The sequence below is a fragment of the Phenylobacterium sp. genome (assembly GCF_041920015.1).
In the GTDB taxonomy this organism is placed as follows: Bacteria; Pseudomonadota; Alphaproteobacteria; order Caulobacterales; family Caulobacteraceae; genus Phenylobacterium.
In genome coordinates this window covers 60,130-77,760 of the sequence record NZ_JAYRST010000004.1, presented here as the reverse complement: position 1 = coordinate 77,760, position 17,631 = coordinate 60,130, and the positions used below count along the sequence as shown (strand labels likewise).

Below are 17,631 nucleotides of genomic sequence, written 5' to 3'. Positions count from 1 at the left end.
AGAAGTACGGCAAGGCCAAGGCCCGCCGCAGCTTCCAGTTCTCGAAGCGCTAACCGCGCGCGAGCACTCGCGTTTGGGAAGGGCGCTTCGGGCAACCGAGGCGCCCTTTCTTTTTGTCCGATCCGCCTGGAGCCCTTCCCACTCACGATGGAGCATCGAGAGTGGACAATAAGGGCTCTAAACTCAGAGAACCGACCCTGCTCATCCCGGTTGGCTTGATCCAAACCAACCGGGACAGGGGCTAGCGGAGGGAGTTCAGTCCATGGCCCATACAGTCTTCATCGACGGCGAAGCCGGCACCACCGGCCTGCAGATCCGGCAGCGGCTGGAAGGGCGCCGAGACCTGGACGTGGTGTCCATCGATCCGGCGCGCCGCAAGGACGTCGACGCCCGCTCAGAGCTGTTGAACGGCGTGGACGCGGTGATCCTCTGCCTGCCCGACGAGGCGGCGAAGGAAGCGGTGGGCATGGTCACCTCCAACACCGTCAAGGTGATCGACGCCTCGACCGCATTCCGGACCGCGCCGGGCTGGACCTACGGCTTCGCCGAGATGGACAAGGCCCAGCGCGCCGCCATCGCCGGTTCGAACAGGGTCAGCAATCCGGGCTGCTATCCGACCGGCTTCATCGGCCTGGTGCGGCCGCTGACGGCCGCGGGCCTGCTGCCGCGCGACTTCCCGGTCACCGTCAATGCGATCTCCGGTTATTCCGGCGGCGGCAAGGGCCTGATCGCCGAGTTCGAGGCGCCAGCCACCGAGGGGACCAACGACGCTTTCCGCACCTATGGCCTCACCTTGCAGCACAAGCACCTGGGCGAGATGCAGGTCTATGGCGGGTTCGACCACCCGCCGGTGTTCGCGCCTGCGGTCGGGCGCTACGCCCAGGGCATGATCGTCGAGGTTCCGCTGCAGCTCTGGGCCGTGCCCGGCAAGCCTGCGCCGGAGGACCTGCGCGCGGCCCTGGCGGCGGCCTATCAGGGCGAAACCTTCGTCGAGGTCGCCTCGGCCGAGGAATGCGCCGAGTTGCAGAAGGCTCGAGCCGGGGCGGGGGGCTACAACGCCTCCCTCGATCCCGAGGCGCTGAACGGCGGAAACCGTATGCGGCTCTTCGTGTTCGGGAACGCCGAGCGCGGCCAGGCGCGGCTGGTCGCCCAGCTCGACAATCTGGGCAAGGGCGCCTCGGGCGCGGCGGTTCAGAACCTGAACATCATGCTCGGCCTGGCCGAGGGCGAGGGGCTGTGATCCTGCGGCGGGCTGACTTGGCCGATTCCGACGAGATCGCCCGCCTGCATCGGCGCGTCATGCGCGTATCGCTGCCCTATCTTCCCGAACTCCATAGCGCCGAGGAGGACCTGTGGTTCTTCCGCGAACGGCTGATGGTCGAGAACGAGACCTGGGTCGGTGGAGAGGCGGGTGCGATTGCCGGCTACATCGCCTTCAAGCCGGGCTGGGTCACTCACCTCTATATCGATCCGGAGCATCAGGGGCGCGGGCTGGGCGGACTGTTGCTCGGGAAGGCCATGGAGGATGGAAGCTCGCGTCAACTCTGGACCTTCCAGCGCAATACACGGGCGCGGGCGTTCTACGAGGCGCGGGGGTTCGCTCTGGTTCGCCTGACCGACGGCGAGGACAACGAGGAAAAGGAGCCGGACGCGCTCTACGCCTGGTCAGGCCGCTAGGGCATTTTCCGCCGAAGTGGATGCCGGTTCGGCGAAGAAAATGCTCTAAATTCAAAGAGTCTTGAGCAAAATCCGATCCAGTCAGATCGGATTTTGCTCCAGGCTTGCATCCAAGGCGCGGGAGGAATCGTATCTTGCACATGAGTAAGATCGACCGACGCGCCTTCCTCCTCGGTTCGGCCCTGGTCGCGCTTCCCGGCGCGGCTCTGGCGGCCGCCGATCCCTACGCCGCTTCGCCCTGGCGAAAGCTCAGCGACGCCGACTGGCGCCGGCGGCTGGACGTGGCGAGCTACAACGTGCTGCGCAAGGAAGCCACCGAGATGGCCGGCACGAGCCCGCTGAACAGGGAGAAGCGGCGCGGGACCTATGTCTGCCTGGGCTGCGGCCTGCCGCTGTTCAAGTCGGACTGGAAGTTCGAGAGCGGCACCGGCTGGCCCAGCTTCTACACCGCCATCAAGGGCGCGCTGAGCAAGAAGACCGACTATCGGATCGGCGTGCTGCGCACCGAGTACCATTGCGCCCGGTGCCTCGGCCATCAGGGGCATGTCTTCCCCGATGGCCCCCGTCCGACCGGCCTGCGCTATTGCAACAACGGGGATGCGTTGAGGTTCGCGCCGGCATAGGCGGCCGAGCCCCGTCACCGCCCCCGAGCCAGCGCCGCCAGCACGTGATCGACGCCGCGCAGGACGGCGTCCGAATGGGCGAGGCCGAGCAGGGTGGTGTGCGTCGCAGCCGGATCGTTCTCGTAATAGCCGGACCTGGACTGGCGTTCGGGGGCGCGGCGGGCCTCATCCCAACCGGGAAAGCGGCGCAAGTCGCCGGCGGTGACGACGGCGACCGGCCAGGCGGGATCGAGGGTGACTGTCTGGGCCTGGACCGCGCCCTGGGGCCAGGCGAGCACCTCGGCCGCGGCGGTGCGCGCATGGCGGCCGGACACGAAGGCGTGGCGCTTCTCGGCGCGGCCTTGCGGCGGCAGGCCGATCCGGTCGCCCTTATAGTAGGCGACCTTGGTCAGGCCGAGCGTGCCGGCGACGGCGGTGATGCGGGCCACGTTGCGGACACGGCGAAGGAAGGCCTCGGCCGCCGGGCTCTCGGCCATTTCCGGGGTGGTGGCGTCGAGCAGGACCAGGCCGGCGATCTGGTCGGGATGGCGGCCGGCATAGAGCCGGACATGCTGGCCGGCCATGGAATGGCCCATGAACACGAACGGCCCACGCTCGCCCGAGGTGGTGACAAGCCTGTGCAGGTCGTCGACGATAGCGGCGCTGTCGCGAGGGCCGGGGCCGGCATCGGAAAAGCCCATGCCGGCGCGGTCGTAGGCGCAGGAGCGCAGCCCACGTTCGGCCAGGCGCTGCTGGAGGGCGGCGAAATCGGCCGCCAAGCCCCAGGCGCCGGCCTCCATCCAGATCACCGGCTGGTCGGACTTCGGCCCCGCGCAGACCAGCCGCAGCTTGCGCCCGCCGATGTCCACGAACCGGCCGCTCGGCTCGAACGGCCCGGCCAGGGCGACGAGGGCTAGGCCCCCGCCGATCCACAGGGCGAGCAGGGCGGCGAACGCCCCGGCGAGGACCTTCAGCATTCGGAGGCCGAGCCCGCCAGATTCAGGACTTCACCTTCACATAGGAGCCGGGAGCATCCTCGATCGGCGGATACTTGCCCTTGGCCGGATCGCGCGCAGGAACCAGCTTGCCCGACTTCGCCCGCAGCCATTCGGCCCAGTGCGGCCACCATGATCCCGGCGTTTCCACCGCCCCGGCGGTCCATTCTTCGAGGGTGGCCGGCAGGTCGGAATTGGTCCAGTGCTGGTACTTCTTGGCCACCGGGGCGTTGATGACCCCGGCGATATGGCCTGAGCCGGCCATGGTGAAGGTGACGGGCCCTCCGAAGAGTTTGGCGCCGCGATAGACCGACCTCGCCGGAGCGATGTGGTCTTCCTTGGAGGACTGCACATAGACCGGCGTCTTCACGTCGCTGAGATTCAGGCGGACGTTGTCGAGCGTCAGTTCGCCCTTGGCCAGGGCGTTCTCGCCATAGAACTTGCGTAGGTAGAACAGGTGCAGCGCCTTGGGCATGCGGGTCTGGTCGGAGTTCCAGAACAGCAGATCGAAGGGCTTGGGTTCCTTGCCCATCAGGTAGTTGTTCACGAAGAACGACCAGATCAGGTCGTTGGCGCGCAGGGCGTTGAAGGTCTCGGCCATGGCCTGGCCGGAGAGCACGCCGCCGGCCGCGTCCATCCGCTGTTCGAGGTCCTGCAGCCAGTCCTCGTTGGTGAAGATCAGCAGGTCGCCGGCCTCGGCGAAATCCTGCTGGGCCGCGAAGAAGGTGGCCGAGGAGATCCGCTGATCGTTGCGGGCGGCCATGTGGGCCAGGGTGGAGGCCAGCAAGGTGCCGCCGATGCAGTAGCCGACGGTGTTGACCCGGTCGACGCCGGCCTGGGCCATGGCGACTTCGGTCGCCTCGTAGATGCCCTGGCGCATGTAGTCTTCGAAGGTCTTGGTGGCGAGTTCGACGTCCGGATTGACCCAGGAGGCGACGAAGACCGTGAAGCCCTGGGAGGTCAGCCAGCGGATCATCGAATTCTCGACCCGCAGGTCGAGGATGTAGAACTTGTTGATCCAGGGCGGGAAGATCAGCAGCGGAATCTCGTGCACCTGCTCGGTCGAGGGATCGAACTGCAGGAGCTGCAGGATCTCGTTCTGGAAGATCACCTTGCCCGGCGCGGTGGCGACGTTCTCGCCGATCTTGAACATCTCGTAGTCGGTCTGGCTGATGGCCAGTTGACCGCCGCCCCGCGCCAGGTCCTCGGCGAAGTTCTGCATGCCCCTGACCAGGGATTCGCCGCGGCTCTCCATGGCTTCGCGCAGGGCGGCGGGGTTGGAGGCCAGGAAGTTCGACGGGGCGAAGGCGTCGGTCAGCATCTTCATGAAGAACTCGACGCGGCGCTTGGTCAGGGGCTCGACCCCCTCGACGTCGGACACCAGGCCGTTCAGCCAGTTCGAGGTCAGCAGGTAGGACTGCTTGATCACATCGAACACCGGGTTCTCGACCCAGTCGGGATCGTTGAAGCGCTTGTCGCCCCTCTCGGGCGAGACGACGGGCTCCACCGCCTCGCCGCCGGCGCGGCGCGCGGCGGTCTGCCAGAGCTCGAGATAGCGCTGGAAGAGATCGGCCTGGGCGCGGACCAGCCGGTCCGGCTGGGACATCAGCCGCCCCATCACGTCGGTCAGGGCCGGGGCCACATGGAAGGGATCGGTCTGCAAGCCGGCCGGCCGCTCGGCCTGGCGCAGGGCCGCCTCGGCGATGGCGCCTTGGGCGGTCAGGGCGGCGCGCGCGAGATTCGACGACAGCTTTTCGAGCATGTCGCGCTGCTCGGAGCTCAGTTGGCCGATCGGCTGGGCCGGCTCGGCGGCCGGCTCCGGCGCAGCGGGTTTGGCGGGCGGAGCGGCCTGGACGACCTTGGCGGCCGCCTTCTCGGTCTTTTCCGCCTTGCTCTTCTTCTTACCCTTGGCCTTGGCCGGCGCCTCAGTCTGGTCGCTCATGCCCGTTTTCCTCCCGTACCTGGGCTTGCTTGGGGCTTCGGAGCGCTCACGCTCTTCCGCCCGGGACGATCATGGCATAAGACCGGCGGAGAAATGAACGCGCCGCTTCGATTTTTCGTAAAACTGTCAGCCCGGCCCCTCAGCCGGGGCGCGGCGGCGTGCGTCTGCCTGAGCACGCTGCTGGCCGGTTGCGCCAGTCCGTTCGCCGAGGCGTCGGTCGATCCGGCCTCGCCGGTGGCGCAGGACGTGGCGCGCATGGTGCGCGAAGCGCGGGAGGAACCGACCTTCGCTTCGATTCCGCCGATCCCGGCTGCCGACCGGAAGGCCGGCGACTGGGGCAGGGCGGCAGATCAGCTCGAACTGGCCGGCGCCAGGCTGGAGCAGGAGACCGCCGCCAACACGTGGACGCTGAACGACACGTCCCGGTTCGTGGCACGCGCGCGTTCGGAGGCCGGCCCCGACTTCGACGGCGCCGCTTCGAGCGCAGCGGCCACGGAGGCGTTCGCCAGGGAGCTTCGGGAGCGAGCTACCCCGCCTCCGCCGCCCCGGTGATGCGGCTGGCGGAGGCATAAATCTCCCTGAACCTGCTTGGCTGGCCTCTTCGCCGGGGCTATCCATGCGCGACTTCAGCTCCACATCGCCGCGGCGTCGCGGCCAGAGCTCAACATGACCCCCGAATTCCACCGTATCCGCCGTCTGCCGCCCTACGTTTTCGAGGAAGTGAACCGTATCAAGGCGCGGCTCCGCAGCGAAGGCGTCGACATTATCGACTTCGGCATGGGCAATCCCGACATGCCGACGCCCAAGCATATCGTCGACAAGATGATCGAGACGGCTCGCGATCCCAAGGCGGGCCGCTATTCCGCCTCCAAAGGCATTCCGGGCCTGCGCAAGGCCATGGCGGGCTATTACAAGAAGCGCTTCGGCGTCGATCTGAACCCGGACACCGAGGTCATCGCGACCCTCGGCTCGAAGGAAGGCTTCGCCAACCTCGCCCAGGCGCTGACCGCGCCGGGCGATGTGATCATCTGCCCGAACCCGGCCTATCCGATCCACGCCTACGGCTTCATCATGGCCGGCGGCGTGATCCGTCACGTGCCGGCGCCCTCGCCGGAGGAGTATCTGGCCGGCGTCAGCCGGGCGGTGAAGCACTCGGCCCCGCCGCCGTCGGTGCTGATCCTGTCCTATCCGTCCAACCCGACGGCCCAGTGGGTCGACCTCGATTTCTACAAGGAAGCGGTCGCCCTGGCGAAGAAGCACGACATGCTGGTGCTGTCGGACATCGCCTATTCGGAGATCTATTTCGAGGACAACCCGCCGCCGTCGATCCTGCAGGTCGAGGGGGCCAAGGACATCGCGGTCGAGGTCAATTCGCTGTCCAAGACCTATGCCATGGCCGGCTGGCGCGTTGGCATGGTGGTCGGCAACGCGCGGATGTGCGCGGCCCTGGCGCGGGTGAAGTCCTATCTCGACTACGGCGCCTACACCCCGATCCAGGTCGCCGCGGCGGCCGCGCTGAACGGGCCGCAGGACTGCGTCGAGGAGATCCGCGCGATCTACAAGAGCCGCCGCGACACCCTGGTCTCGTCGATGAAGCGCGCCGGCTGGGACATTCCTGCGCCGCCCGCCTCGATGTTCGCCTGGGCGCCGCTGCCGGAGCAGTTCAGGGAGGCGGGCTCGATGCTGTTCGCCAAGCTGCTGATCGAGGAGGCGGGCGTCGCGGTCGCCCCCGGCGTTGCGTTCGGCGAATACGGCGAAGGCTATGTGCGTATCGGCCTGGTCGAGAACGAGCACCGCATCCGGCAGGCGGCGCGCAATGTGAAGAAATTTCTGGCCAACGCCGACGAGATCCTCGGCCGGGCCCACAACACCATGGCGGCGCAATGAGCAAGACTGAGTGGCGCGTCGGCGTCGCGGGCCTGGGAACCGTCGGCGGCGGCCTGCTGAATTTCCTGTCGGACCGTCCGGACTTCGCGCCCGCCGGGGCCCGAGCGGTGGTGACCGCCGTCTCGGCGCGTTCGCGCTCGCGGCCGCGGCCCTTCGATATCTCGAACCTGCCCTGGTATGACGATCCGGTCGAGCTGGCCCGTTCGCCGGACATCGACGTCTTCGTCGAGCTGATCGGCGGTTCCGACGGCCCGGCCAAGGCCGCGGTCGAAGCGGCCTTGCGGGCCGGCAAGCCGGTCGTCACCGCCAACAAGGCGCTGATCGCCGAGCACGGCGCCGAACTGGCGGCGCTGGCGGAAGCCCAGGGCGCGCCGCTGCTGTTCGAGGCGGCCGTGATGGGCGGCACGCCGGCGGTGAAGATGCTGCGCGAGGCGATGGTCGGCGACGACGTCAAGTCGGTCGCCGGCATCCTCAACGGCACCTGCAACTACATCCTGTCGGAAATGGATGCAGGCGGCCGCTCGTTCGAGGACGTGCTCTCGGAAGCCCAGCGCCTGGGCTACGCCGAAGCCGACCCGACCATGGACGTCGGCGGTTTCGACGCCGCGCACAAGATCTCGATCCTCGCCGCGCTCGCCTTCGGTTGCGCGCCCAACTATGCGGCCGCCGAGATCGAGGGGATCGACCAGGTGGCCCTGCTGGACATCCAGCTCGCCAAGGACCTGGGCTACAAGATCAAGCTCATCGCCTCGGCTACCCGCTCCGACGAGGGCGTGCTCGTGCGCGTGCATCCGACCCTGGTCGCGCAGAAGCATCCGCTGGCCCAGGCCGGCGGGGCGCTCAACGCGCTCTATATCGAGGGCGTCCGGATCGGGACGATCTTCGTCCAGGGGCCGGGCGCGGGTTCCAGCCCGACGGCCGCCGCCGTCGCCGCCGACATCGCCGACGTGATGACCCGCGCCACGCGCCCGGTCTTCCAAGCTGCGGCGGCCAGCCTCAAGCCCTTCACACCGGTCGACCCGGCCAAGAGCATCAGCCGCGCCTATCTGCGCTTCCTGGTTAAGGACGAGCCGGGCGTGATCGCCGCGGTCTCCGAGACCCTGGCCGAAGCTGGCGTGTCGATCGAGAGCTTCCTGCAAAAGCCGGTCGAGAACGCCGAAGGCGTGCCGATCGTCCTGACGACCCATGCGGTCGCGGAGTCGGTGCTGACCACCGCGATCGACCGTATCGCCGACCTGCCGTCCGTGCTGGAAAGACCGCGCCTGTTGCGGATCGCACGGATTTGAGAATCCAACGATAATACGCGCCCGCTACGGCGCTGGGAGAGACAGATGAGTTCGGAAGTTCTTGATCGTGGGCTGGTCCTCGACGCGGTCCGCGTGACGGAGATCGCCGCCATCGCCGCGTGGAAGCTGGTGGGCCGCGGCGACGAGAAGGCCGCCGACCAGGCGGCCGTGGACGCCATGCGCACGGCGCTCAACGACCTGGCCGTCGACGGCGAGATCGTCATCGGCGAGGGCGAGCGCGACGAAGCGCCCATGCTCTATATCGGCGAGAAGGTCGGCAGCGGCAAAGGTCCGGCCATCGACATCGCGCTCGATCCGCTGGAGGGCACGACCCTCACGGCCAAGGCGATGGCCAACGCCCTGGCGGTGATGGCCTGGGCGCCCAAGGGCACCCTGCTCAACGCTCCAGACACCTACATGGACAAGATCGCCTGCGGGCCGGGCTATCCGGCCGGCGTGATCGACCTCGACAAGTCGCCGGCCGACAACGTGCGCGCCCTGGCCGAAGCCAAGGGCGTCGAGCCGGAAGAGATCACGGTCTGCGTGCTGGACCGGCCGCGTCACGCCGAGATCATCGCCTCGGTCCGTTCGGTCGGTGCGCGTGTCTATCTCATCACCGACGGCGACGTGGCCGGCGTGATCAACACCTCTGATCCGACCACGGGCGTCGATCTCTATATCGGCCAGGGCGGCGCGCCGGAGGGCGTGCTGGCCTGCGCGGCCCTGAAGTGCGTCGGCGGCCAGTTCCAGGGCCGCCTGGTGTTCCGCAACGCCGACGAAAAGGCGCGGGCGGCGCGGGTGGGCATCAGCGACCTCGACAAGAAGTACGACCTGCACGAGATGGTGCGCGCCGATGCGATCTTCGCGGCGACCGGCGTCACCAACGGTGCGCTGCTGGACGGCGTGGCCTATGAGGACGGCTTCGTCCACACCCATACGCTCGTCATGAACTCGTCGACCCGCACGGTGCGCGAAGTGCGGATGAAGCGGCCGGTCTAGGGTCATGGCCGACGGCTCGGCCGCTGCGGGCTATCTGGGCGTCTCGCGTTCGCTGACCGGACGCGCCTGGCGCGAGCGGCCGGCCGACGCTGATACGGTCCGCAGGCATCAGCTCGCCCTGGGGCTCTCCGAGCCCCTGGCGCGGGCGCTGGCCTCGCGCGGGGTCCCCGCCGACGGCGGGGAGACCTATCTGAACCCGACCCTGAAGGCGCTGTTTCCCGACCCGTCGAGCTTTCTCGACATGGACCGGGCCGCCCAGGTTCTGATCGACGCCCTGCTGGCCGACCGTCCGATGACGGTCTTCGCCGACTACGATGTGGACGGGGCTTCCAGCGCCGCCCAGATCGTCCGCTGGTTCCGCGCCATGGGTAAGGAACTGCCGATCTACGTCCCCGACCGGATGACCGAGGGATATGGCCCGTCGCCGGCCGCCTTCCGCAAGATTCGCGATTCCGGCGTGGAGCTGGTGGTGACGGTGGACTGCGGCGCAGCGGCTTACGAGGCGCTAGCCTGCGCCAAGGAGATCGGGCTGGAGGTCGTCGTCATCGACCACCACCTGATGCGCGACCAGATTCCGGAGGTCGCCGCCCTGGTGAACCCGAACCGGCCGGGCTGCCCCTCAGGCCAGGGCGTGCTGGCCGCGGCCGGCGTCGCCTTCGTGCTGCTGGCCGCGCTCAATCGCGAGGCGCGGGGCAGGGGCCTGTTCGAGGGGCGGGGCGAGCCGGACCTGCGCCAGTGGCTGGACCTGGCGGCCCTGGGCGCGATCTGCGACGTGACCCAACTCGTCGGCTTCAACCGGGCCCTGACCGCCCAGGGGCTGAAGGTGATGTCCGCCTGGCGCAATCCGGGCCTCAAGGCGTTGCTGGACGTCGCCAAGGGCTCCGGCCCGGCCGGGGTCTTCCATGCCGGCTTTATTCTCGGGCCGCGGATCAACGCGGGCGGGCGGATCGGTCGCTCCGACCTGGGCGCGCGCCTGCTCTCGACCGACGATCCCGATGAGGCCATAGCGCTGGCGGCCGAGCTCGACGCCCTCAACGCCTCGCGCAAGGAGGTCGAGAAGGAGATCCTCGAAGAGGCGGTCCGCATCGTCGAGCGCGAGAGCAACCAGGCCGAGGCCCCGCTGGTCCTGGTCGCCGCCGACGGCTGGCACCCAGGCGTGATCGGCATCGTCGCCAGCCGGTTGCGCGAACGCTATCGCAAGCCGGCCCTGGTGATCGGCGTCGACCGGGCGGCCAATGTCGGCAAGGGCTCTGGCCGTTCCCAGGCGGGCGTGAACCTGGGCCGGGCGGTCCAGGCGGCCTTCGAGGAGGGCCTGCTGCTGGCTGGCGGCGGCCACGCCATGGCCGCCGGCCTTTCGGTGCGGCCCGACATGATCCCCGACCTGCGCGACTTCCTGAACACGCGCCTGGCGGCAGAGACGCAAGCCGCGGCCGCAGAGGACGGGCTGGACATCGACGCCCTGGTCACCGCCGGCGGGGCGGACCGCAGCCTATACGGCGCCTTCCAGCGGTTGGCTCCGTTCGGGCCGGGAAACCCCGAGCCGATGTTCGCGACGGCGAACGTGCGTGTGGAGCGTCCCATGGCCCTGCGCGGAGGGCATGTGCGCGTGACCCTGACCGATGGTTCCGGGGGGCGGCTGAAGGCGGTGGCCTGGCGCGCGGAGGATACTGACCTTGGGCGGGCGCTGCTGGGCGGGGCCGGCGCCCTGCACGTCGCCGGCCGCCTAAAGCCCGACGACTGGCAGGGCCGCGAGAGCGTGGAACTCGAGATCGAGGATGTGGCGGACCCGCGCCGGGTCGGCTGATCGCGCTTGACGCTCGTGGATCGGCCGCCGCAACCTTCGTCGATGACGGTTTTCCAGGACAACCGGGAGCGGCGCTGGCGGCGCGGCGAGGTGATCCCGATCCGCCACGTCCAGGACGGCGTCGTCCGGTTCTGCGAGGCGGTGATCGTGGTCGAGGACCACGGCGACCGGCTGGTCACCTTTGCGCCGCTCGGCGGCGCCATGCAGTGGAACAGCATCGACTGGGAAACCGGCGCGTTCGGCGGGATCAGGCCGCAGCGTCGGCACACGACCTCGGCCCTGCGCTTTCACCAACTCGGCGCGCAGCACATGACCACCCTGTTCTTCGTCGATGGCGCGTTCCTCTGCTGGTACGTCGACCTGCAGGAGCCCACGCGCTGGGCGGGAGGCGGCGTAGTCACCTTCGATCGCTCGCTGGATATCGTGATCGGCCCGGATCGAACCTGGCGCTGGAAGGACGAAGATCACTTCTCGCACATCCAGCGCTTCGGCTGGATCACGCCTCGGCAGGCCGAGGAACTGCGCGAGGAAGGCCTGGTGGTGATCGAAAAGGCGAAGGCCGGCCTGCCGCCGTTCGGCGACGAATGGACGCGTTTCGTCCCAGATCCCGACTGGCCGATGCCCGAACTGCCCGCCGACTGGAGCCGCGCGCCAGCCTGAAAGCCAAGCCCGAAAAGAGAATTGCGGCCCGGTTGAACCGCGTCCTCAAAAAGGTTCGTGCAAGGCGCTTGCGCCCCCCTGGAATCGCCTTTATAGACGCCGCTCTCGCCGACGCGGTCCCTTCGTCTATCGGTTAGGACGCCAGGTTTTCAACCTGGAGAGAGGGGTTCGACTCCCCTAGGGACTGCCATCGCGAGCCTTTCTTCCGCACAATTCAAGCGCGATGAATGCGACGGGCGCCAGCGTCAGTCGCAAAATGCCCCATTGACGACGCTGGCAAGACAAGAACAGTGTTATAGTTGGCCAATATCCGAAAGGATCGGGGGGAGACCGGGCCAGAGGGGCAAATGTCGGGTTACGAATACGAAGGAGTAGGTCCACACGAAGACTCCGTGCGGATCAGCGGGCGGGTGAAGTGGTTCGACGCCGGCAAGGGGTATGGTTTTGTCGTTCCTGACGACCCCAATCAAACGGGGCTCAAGGACGTTTTGCTTCATGTGACAAGTTTACGGAACTCGGGACGCGAAAGCGCGCTTGAGGGGGCCGTGATCGTCTGCGACGTGATCAGGCGGCCCAAGGGCTGGCAAGTCTCCGAGGTGCTGGAGGTGGACGAGAGCGCAGCTCCTCCGCCTTCCGAGCGTCGCCGCCATGAAGACCATGGCCGTCGCGACAGCTTTGACCGCGGGGCAGGGGGCTTTCGCCAGCCGCGGCGCCCGCCGGCGCCGCGCGGGCCGCTCGAACGGGCCAAGGTCAAGTGGTTCAACCGCGCCAAGGGCTACGGCTTCGTGGTCCGTGACGGCGAAAGCGGCGATATCTTCGTGCACATCGAAACCCTGCGTCGGTCGGGGATCGAGGATCTGCAACCGGGCGACGACGTCATGGTGCGGTTCGCGGAAGGGCCCAAGGGGCTCGTCGTCGCCGAGATTGAGTCCATCGGCCTGGCGTAGGATCGGGGCGCGGATCAGCTTCACAGCCGAAAAGGGTTCTCTGGGGCCGCCGGAGCGCGATATGGATCGCGCCTTGAGTGACTCACAGCCTCGGAGAGCTTCGGTGCAGAACCCGATGCGGTCGCGACGCGGCCTGACAGCGCTGGCGGGAGCGCTCGCCTTGCTGGCCGCGTGCGCCCAGCAGCCGGCGGCCCAGACGCCGCAAGAGACGGCCGCGGCGCCTTCTCCGGCGCCGATTCCAAGGCAGCCTGCAGGCGGCGCGGTCGGTGAGGCGCCGGCAGGCTTCGAAGTGCTGGAGGTGGTCACCCAGCAAGGACGCACGCGCTTCTTCGTGGAGATCGCCGACACCGATGCGAAACGCGAACGCGGCCTGATGTTCCGCAAGGAAGTTCCGCCGGACCGCGGCATGCTGTTCGACTTCAAGACGCCGCGCGACGTGGCGTTCTGGATGAAGAACACCCTGGTCCCGCTCGACATCATCTACATCCAGCCCGATGGCGTGGTGCTGTCGATCGCGCGCAACACCACGCCGCTGTCCGAAGCGCCGATCCCGTCGGGCGGCCCGGTCGTGGGCGTGCTGGAACTGGCGGGGGGGCGTGCGGCCCAGATCGGCCTCCTGCCGGGCGACAGGATCGAGCATCGGATCTTCAAGCGTGGCTGAGCAGGACATCATTCCAGACCCGCCCGAAGGCTTCGTCGCCTCGGGCAGCCGCGGCCCGTTCTCGAGCCACAACGGCCCTTATTTCCATCGCGCGCAGCCGGGCGAACTGACCGAGCAGGCCTTCTACGCCCTGCCGCGGCACGCCAACGGCCTGGGCCTGGTGCATGGCGGCATGCTGACCGCGTTTCTGGACGGCCTGATGGGGGCGGCGGTCTATCGCTCGGTGCGGCAGACGGCGGTGACCATCCACCTCTCGGTCGACTTCCTGCACATGGCCAGGGTCGGGGAATGGGTGATGGGCGAGGCCAAGGTCACGCGGGCGACCCGCGACGTGGCGTTCGTGGAGGCGCGCGCGCATGCGAACGGCGTCGATGTCGTGCGCGGTTCGGGCGTCTTCAAGCTGATGCGCCGCCACGGCTGAAGCCGGCCGCGGCTTTTGTTCAATTGCGGGAAAGGCCAAAGCCTTATATCCCCCGCGCACCGGCGCTTCTCGGGGTGTAGCGCAGCCTGGTAGCGCATCTGCTTTGGGAGCAGAGGGTCGGAGGTTCGAATCCTCTCGCCCCGACCAGCGCCGGAGGAAATCGAAGAGGGTCCGCATGCTCGCGCGCATCTACCGTCCGGCCAAGAACGCCATGCAGTCCGGCAAGGCCAAGACCAAGGACTGGGTGCTGGAATTCGAGCCGGCCTCGGCGCGTCGCTCCGACCCGCTGATGGGCTGGACCCTGACCAACGACACCAACGGCCAGATCCGCCTGTCCTTCGAGACCCGCGACGAGGCGGTGGCCTACGCCCAGGCGCACGGCATTCCGTTCCAGATCACCGAGCCGAAGACCCCCAAGCGCATCATCAAGGCCTATGCGGACAACTTCGCCTACGGCCGCAAGCAGCCCTGGACCCACTGAGGCCCCCGGGCGCCCTTAGCTCAACCGGATAGAGCGCGCGCCAATTCTCCAGCGTTGTCGTCGGTTCGTCGGCGGTGTTATCCACCCCCGCATTGGGGCCCCGTAGCTCAATTGGATAGAGCACCGACCTTCTAAGTCGGGTGTTGCAGGTTCGATCCCTGCCGGGGTCGCCAAATCTTTACTGCGCCCGAATAATCAATAGGCCGTTGGCTGTTGGAGCAGTGGGGCGTCATGGGCCTGGATCTTATCGTCGAGAGTTGCGCCAAGCCCGGCCACGAAGCCGAGTGGCGCAGCCTGCTGGAGCGGTCGTTCAAGGACGAGCCCTCAGACAAGGACACCGAGCGCTTCCAGGAGATCAGCATCCCGCCCTATGAGCGGATTGGAGCGCCGCGCGTCGGATATGATCCGGCCGCCGACGCGTGGATAATCAATGTGCGGAAGGGGGAAACTCCCGAAGAGATCGAGACCGTCCTGAAGGATTTTCACGGCTATTATGTTTTGCGTCTGGTCGATAGTCCCGGCGTGCCGCGCTACAGCCATGGCGAACTCTACGAGGGTGTGGACGACACCAGCTTCCGTGGCGCTTTTCTGCACGATTGCGAGGATGTGCTTTCAAAGGCGCTCATCGAGGAAGCCTGGGAGCATAAGCTGCCCGAGGCGGCGATCCTGTACGGACAGGCCTTGCTCGCAGCGGCGGACGCCGCGGTCGCGGCCGGGCCGCTGGAGAAGCCTCCGAAGCAAGGGTTTCTGGCGCGCCTTGGCCTTGGGCGGAAGCGACGCGAGCCCCCGCCGTTCGACCAGCAACTCGATATCGTACGGGCGGCGGGCCAGTGGTTCGTCTTCTGGGGCGAGCGCGGACACGCCATCCGCGCCTGGGGCTGACCGGGCTCGCGCCTTGGCCGAGATTTAGGCTGTCTTGTCCGCATAGACGTCGAGCGCCTGGCGCAGGTCGGCGATCAGGTCGGCTTCGGCTTCCAGGCCGATATGCAGGCGCATCAGCGGGCCGGCGTAGGTCGGGACGAAGTTGCGCTTGCCGAGCTGGGGATCGCTGCCGATCGCCAGGCTCTCGAAGCCGCCCCATGAAAAGCCGAGGCCAAACACCTTCAGGGCGTCGAGGAAGGCGTCGACGGCCTCTGGCGCGCCCGGGCGCAGCACGAAGCCGAACAGGCCGCAGGCGCCGCTATAGTCCCGCTTCCAGAGCTCATGATCGGGCGAGCCGGGCAGGGCGGGGTGGATGACATCGAGGACCTCCGGCTGATCGGCCAGCCAGGCGGCGATGCGCAAGGCCGCCTCGCCCTGCAGTTTCAGGCGGGCCGGAAGGGTGCGCAGGCCGCGGAGCATCTGGTAGGCGTCTTCGGCCGAAACCGCCCAACCGAGATTGAGCACTCCGTCTTCCAGCTTCTGGACTAGGGCCGGATCGCGCGCGGCGGCCGAGCCCATGAACACGTCCGAGTGGCCGCCGACATATTTGGTCAGGGCCTGGACGCTGATGTCGACCCCGTGCTCCAGCGGCTTGAACAGATAGCCCGCGCCCCAGGTGTTGTCGGTCAGGGTCAGGACGCCTCGCGCCCGCGCCAGGGCCGCCACGGCGGCGAGGTCCTGCATCTCGAAGGTGAGCGAGCCGGGGGATTCCATGACGATCAGGCGCGTGGCGGCAATCGCCTGGTCCAGCACGGCCTGCGGCGGCAGGCGCGGATCGAAATAGCGGACGCTGACGCCGTAGCGATTCAGGACGTTGTCGCAGAATCGCCGGGTCGGCTTGTAGACGTTGTCGGCGACGAGCACGTCGTCGCCCGCCTGCAGAAGCGCCAGAAGCGCGCCGGTCACCGCGGCGAGCCCCGAGGGATAGAGGCGCACGCCCGCCGCGCCCTCCATCTCGGCCAGGGCGTCCTTCAGCGCCTCGTGTGCCGCCAGGCCGCCGCGGCCATAGGTCAGGTAGTTGTCGTCGTCATAGAGCGCCGCCGCGCAGGGCAGCAGCACCGTCGAGCCCTTCTGGATCGGCGGCCCGACCGTCCTGACTAGATCCTGCGAACCCCCGCCGGCGTGGATGAGGCGGGTTTCTTCTTCCATACGGGTTGACGGGTCGGAGCGAACTTGAGCCATGATCGACCGCACTTAGAGCCTTGCCGACTGCGCAATCAAGGAGGACGGACCAATCTCCCTGCCCAGTATTTCTTTGCGCATGTCGAGCAGCCTGGCTTTCGCCCTCGTTCTCGCCGCCTGCGGCAAGACCGAACCGCCTCCGCCCCCGCCGCCGCCCAAGGTCGAGACGCCTGTCATGGCGCAGACCTATCATCCCAAGCCCAGCCCGACCCTGGCCACGGTCCGCAAGCGCGGCTGGCTGGCCTGTGGGGTCAATTCGGGGTTGGCGGGTTTTGCTTTCGCCGACGATCGCGGCGTGTGGCGCGGCTTTGATGTCGACATCTGCCACGCCATCGCCGCCGCCACGCTCGGCGACGCCAAGGCCGTGCGGTTCTTTCCTGTCGATGCGACCGAGCGTTTCACGGCGTTGCGCGCCGGCAAGATCGACGTCCTTTCCCGCAACACCTCCTGGACCCTGGCGCGCGATGCAGGCGAGGGGATCGACTTCACGGCCATCACCTATTTCGACGGCGAGGGCTTCCTGGCTCCCAAGTCGCTGACCCTGACCAGCGCTGACGAGCTGAACGGCGCGCGCATCTGCGTCCAGGGCGGCACGGCCAGCGAGACCAACCTCGCCGACTATTTCAGGGCTCGCGGCCTGAAATACACCCCGGTCGTCGTCGCCAACGAGGCCGAGGCGCGCCGGCTCTATCAGAGCGATGGCTGCGACGCCTTCACGGCCGACGTCTCGGCGCTCGCCTCGTCGCGTTCGGTGATGAACACGCCCAACGCCCACGTGATCCTGCCGACCGTGATCTCCAAGGAGCCGCTGTCGCCGGCCGTGCGCCAGGACGATCCGATCTGGACCGACATCGTGCGCTGGACGGTCTATTCGCTGATCCTGGCCGAGGAACTGGGCGTCAATTCCAAGACCGCGCCGGAGCAGGTGAAGACCTCGCCCGATCCGCGGGTCCGCAGGCTGCTGGGCGTCGATGGCGACTTCGGCGCGCCCATGGGGCTGAAGGCGGACTTCGGCTATCAGGCCATCGTCCAGGTCGGCGCCTATGACGAAATCTTCGACCGCAATGTCGGCGCGAATTCGGCGCTCAAGCTGGAGCGCGGCCACAACGCGCTGTGGAATGCGCCGCAGCCGGGCCTGCTCTACGCCCCGCCGCTCCGCTAAAGCT

18 protein-coding genes and 3 tRNA genes are annotated in these 17,631 nt (G+C 67.9%); 18 read left to right on the top strand and 3 right to left on the bottom strand.

The genetic code is table 11. The features are described from left to right. The first annotated feature begins 262 nt into the window (after positions 1 to 262). From argC to msrB, 3 genes are all read left to right on the top strand, one after another. Positions 263 to 1,240: an N-acetyl-gamma-glutamyl-phosphate reductase gene (argC, locus tag ACE3TL_RS02045; protein ID WP_374576982.1), complete on the top strand. Its 978-nt coding sequence runs from the start codon at positions 263 to 265 to the stop codon at positions 1,238 to 1,240. Between the two features lie 17 nt (positions 1,241 to 1,257). Continuing rightward, positions 1,258 to 1,677 (top strand): N-acetyltransferase family protein, encoded by a 420-nt coding sequence (locus ACE3TL_RS02040; RefSeq protein WP_374576981.1) that lies wholly within the window; start codon positions 1,258 to 1,260, stop codon positions 1,675 to 1,677. Between the two features lie 140 nt (positions 1,678 to 1,817). Further along, positions 1,818 to 2,300 (top strand): peptide-methionine (R)-S-oxide reductase MsrB, encoded by a 483-nt coding sequence (msrB, locus tag ACE3TL_RS02035; RefSeq protein WP_374576980.1) that lies wholly within the window; start codon positions 1,818 to 1,820, stop codon positions 2,298 to 2,300. A 14-nt stretch (positions 2,301 to 2,314) separates the two neighbouring features. Here msrB and ACE3TL_RS02030 read toward each other — a convergent pair whose 3' ends face one another. Then, positions 2,315 to 3,256, bottom strand: coding sequence for an alpha/beta fold hydrolase (locus ACE3TL_RS02030; protein WP_374576979.1), 942 nt, complete (start codon positions 3,254 to 3,256; stop codon positions 2,315 to 2,317). 22 nt (positions 3,257 to 3,278) lie between these two features. Continuing rightward, positions 3,279 to 5,216 carry a class I poly(R)-hydroxyalkanoic acid synthase gene (gene phaC, locus ACE3TL_RS02025; RefSeq protein ID WP_374576978.1) on the bottom strand — a complete coding sequence of 646 codons (1,938 nt, stop codon included), beginning with the start codon at positions 5,214 to 5,216 and terminating at the stop codon, positions 3,279 to 3,281. A gap of 93 nt (positions 5,217 to 5,309) precedes the next feature. Between phaC and ACE3TL_RS02020 the strand changes: the two genes are divergently transcribed. The 14 genes from ACE3TL_RS02020 to ACE3TL_RS01955 all read left to right on the top strand — a co-directional run bounded on the left by ACE3TL_RS02020 (position 5,310) and on the right by ACE3TL_RS01955 (position 15,244). After that, positions 5,310 to 5,768, top strand: coding sequence for a hypothetical protein (locus ACE3TL_RS02020; RefSeq protein WP_374576977.1), 459 nt, complete (start codon positions 5,310 to 5,312; stop codon positions 5,766 to 5,768). A 114-nt stretch (positions 5,769 to 5,882) separates the two neighbouring features. Beyond that, positions 5,883 to 7,103, top strand: coding sequence for an LL-diaminopimelate aminotransferase (locus ACE3TL_RS02015; protein ID WP_374576975.1), 1,221 nt, complete (start codon positions 5,883 to 5,885; stop codon positions 7,101 to 7,103). After that, complete coding sequence (locus ACE3TL_RS02010; RefSeq protein WP_374576974.1) at positions 7,100 to 8,389, top strand: homoserine dehydrogenase; 1,290 nt, start codon at positions 7,100 to 7,102, stop codon at positions 8,387 to 8,389. The genes ACE3TL_RS02015 and ACE3TL_RS02010 overlap by 4 nt, the downstream gene beginning before the upstream one ends. Positions 8,390 to 8,434: 45 nt before the next feature. Next, positions 8,435 to 9,388: a class II fructose-bisphosphatase gene (gene glpX, locus ACE3TL_RS02005; protein WP_374576973.1), complete on the top strand. Its 954-nt coding sequence runs from the start codon at positions 8,435 to 8,437 to the stop codon at positions 9,386 to 9,388. Positions 9,389 to 9,392: 4 nt separating this feature from the next. Next, complete coding sequence (gene recJ, locus ACE3TL_RS02000; RefSeq protein ID WP_374576972.1) at positions 9,393 to 11,192, top strand: single-stranded-DNA-specific exonuclease RecJ; 1,800 nt, start codon at positions 9,393 to 9,395, stop codon at positions 11,190 to 11,192. Between the two features lie 42 nt (positions 11,193 to 11,234). Continuing rightward, positions 11,235 to 11,852 (top strand): DUF402 domain-containing protein, encoded by a 618-nt coding sequence (locus tag ACE3TL_RS01995; protein ID WP_374576971.1) that lies wholly within the window; start codon positions 11,235 to 11,237, stop codon positions 11,850 to 11,852. Positions 11,853 to 11,967: 115 nt separating this feature from the next. Then, a tRNA-Glu gene (locus tag ACE3TL_RS01990) sits at positions 11,968 to 12,042 on the top strand. A gap of 157 nt (positions 12,043 to 12,199) precedes the next feature. After that, positions 12,200 to 12,799 (top strand): cold-shock protein, encoded by a 600-nt coding sequence (locus ACE3TL_RS01985; protein ID WP_374576970.1) that lies wholly within the window; start codon positions 12,200 to 12,202, stop codon positions 12,797 to 12,799. Between the two features lie 115 nt (positions 12,800 to 12,914). Then, complete coding sequence (locus ACE3TL_RS01980; RefSeq protein WP_374576969.1) at positions 12,915 to 13,460, top strand: DUF192 domain-containing protein; 546 nt, start codon at positions 12,915 to 12,917, stop codon at positions 13,458 to 13,460. Further along, positions 13,453 to 13,881 carry a PaaI family thioesterase gene (locus ACE3TL_RS01975; protein ID WP_374576968.1) on the top strand — a complete coding sequence of 143 codons (429 nt, stop codon included), beginning with the start codon at positions 13,453 to 13,455 and terminating at the stop codon, positions 13,879 to 13,881. The genes ACE3TL_RS01980 and ACE3TL_RS01975 overlap by 8 nt, the downstream gene beginning before the upstream one ends. Before the next feature lie 70 nt (positions 13,882 to 13,951). Next, positions 13,952 to 14,028, top strand: a tRNA-Pro gene (locus ACE3TL_RS01970). A 28-nt stretch (positions 14,029 to 14,056) separates the two neighbouring features. Then, positions 14,057 to 14,362: an ETC complex I subunit gene (locus ACE3TL_RS01965; protein ID WP_374576967.1), complete on the top strand. Its 306-nt coding sequence runs from the start codon at positions 14,057 to 14,059 to the stop codon at positions 14,360 to 14,362. A gap of 96 nt (positions 14,363 to 14,458) precedes the next feature. Beyond that, a tRNA-Arg gene (locus ACE3TL_RS01960) sits at positions 14,459 to 14,535 on the top strand. A gap of 58 nt (positions 14,536 to 14,593) precedes the next feature. Beyond that, a complete protein-coding gene (locus ACE3TL_RS01955) occupies positions 14,594 to 15,244 on the top strand; it encodes a hypothetical protein (RefSeq protein WP_374576966.1) in 651 nt (216 codons plus the stop codon). A 24-nt stretch (positions 15,245 to 15,268) separates the two neighbouring features. Here ACE3TL_RS01955 and metC read toward each other — a convergent pair whose 3' ends face one another. Further along, positions 15,269 to 16,432, bottom strand: coding sequence for a cystathionine beta-lyase (gene metC, locus ACE3TL_RS01950; RefSeq protein ID WP_374576984.1), 1,164 nt, complete (start codon positions 16,430 to 16,432; stop codon positions 15,269 to 15,271). 112 nt (positions 16,433 to 16,544) lie between these two features. Here metC and ACE3TL_RS01945 point away from each other — a divergent pair, with 112 nt between their 5' ends. After that, on the top strand, positions 16,545 to 17,627 hold the full coding sequence (locus ACE3TL_RS01945; RefSeq protein WP_374576965.1) for an amino acid ABC transporter substrate-binding protein: 1,083 nt from the start codon (positions 16,545 to 16,547) through the stop codon (positions 17,625 to 17,627). Positions 17,628 to 17,631 lie beyond the last annotated feature (4 nt).

Excerpts from the sequence above, each read along its gene's own strand:
- argC (WP_374576982.1), top strand. The coding sequence starts at position 263 with ATGGCCCATACAGTCTTCATCGACGGCGAAGCCGGCACCACCGGCCTG.
- msrB (WP_374576980.1), top strand. The coding sequence starts at position 1,818 with ATGAGTAAGATCGACCGACGCGCCTTCCTCCTCGGTTCGGCCCTGGTC.
- ACE3TL_RS02030 (WP_374576979.1), bottom strand. The coding sequence starts at position 3,256 with ATGCTGAAGGTCCTCGCCGGGGCGTTCGCCGCCCTGCTCGCCCTGTGG.
- phaC (WP_374576978.1), bottom strand. The coding sequence starts at position 5,216 with ATGAGCGACCAGACTGAGGCGCCGGCCAAGGCCAAGGGTAAGAAGAAG.
- ACE3TL_RS02020 (WP_374576977.1), top strand. The coding sequence starts at position 5,310 with ATGAACGCGCCGCTTCGATTTTTCGTAAAACTGTCAGCCCGGCCCCTC.
- ACE3TL_RS02015 (WP_374576975.1), top strand. The coding sequence starts at position 5,883 with ATGACCCCCGAATTCCACCGTATCCGCCGTCTGCCGCCCTACGTTTTC.
- ACE3TL_RS02010 (WP_374576974.1), top strand. The coding sequence starts at position 7,100 with ATGAGCAAGACTGAGTGGCGCGTCGGCGTCGCGGGCCTGGGAACCGTC.
- glpX (WP_374576973.1), top strand. The coding sequence starts at position 8,435 with ATGAGTTCGGAAGTTCTTGATCGTGGGCTGGTCCTCGACGCGGTCCGC.
- recJ (WP_374576972.1), top strand. The coding sequence starts at position 9,393 with ATGGCCGACGGCTCGGCCGCTGCGGGCTATCTGGGCGTCTCGCGTTCG.
- ACE3TL_RS01995 (WP_374576971.1), top strand. The coding sequence starts at position 11,235 with ATGACGGTTTTCCAGGACAACCGGGAGCGGCGCTGGCGGCGCGGCGAG.
- ACE3TL_RS01985 (WP_374576970.1), top strand. The coding sequence starts at position 12,200 with ATGTCGGGTTACGAATACGAAGGAGTAGGTCCACACGAAGACTCCGTG.
- ACE3TL_RS01980 (WP_374576969.1), top strand. The coding sequence starts at position 12,915 with ATGCGGTCGCGACGCGGCCTGACAGCGCTGGCGGGAGCGCTCGCCTTG.
- ACE3TL_RS01965 (WP_374576967.1), top strand. The coding sequence starts at position 14,057 with ATGCTCGCGCGCATCTACCGTCCGGCCAAGAACGCCATGCAGTCCGGC.
- ACE3TL_RS01955 (WP_374576966.1), top strand. The coding sequence starts at position 14,594 with ATGGGCCTGGATCTTATCGTCGAGAGTTGCGCCAAGCCCGGCCACGAA.
- metC (WP_374576984.1), bottom strand. The coding sequence starts at position 16,432 with ATGGAAGAAGAAACCCGCCTCATCCACGCCGGCGGGGGTTCGCAGGAT.
- ACE3TL_RS01945 (WP_374576965.1), top strand. The coding sequence starts at position 16,545 with ATGTCGAGCAGCCTGGCTTTCGCCCTCGTTCTCGCCGCCTGCGGCAAG.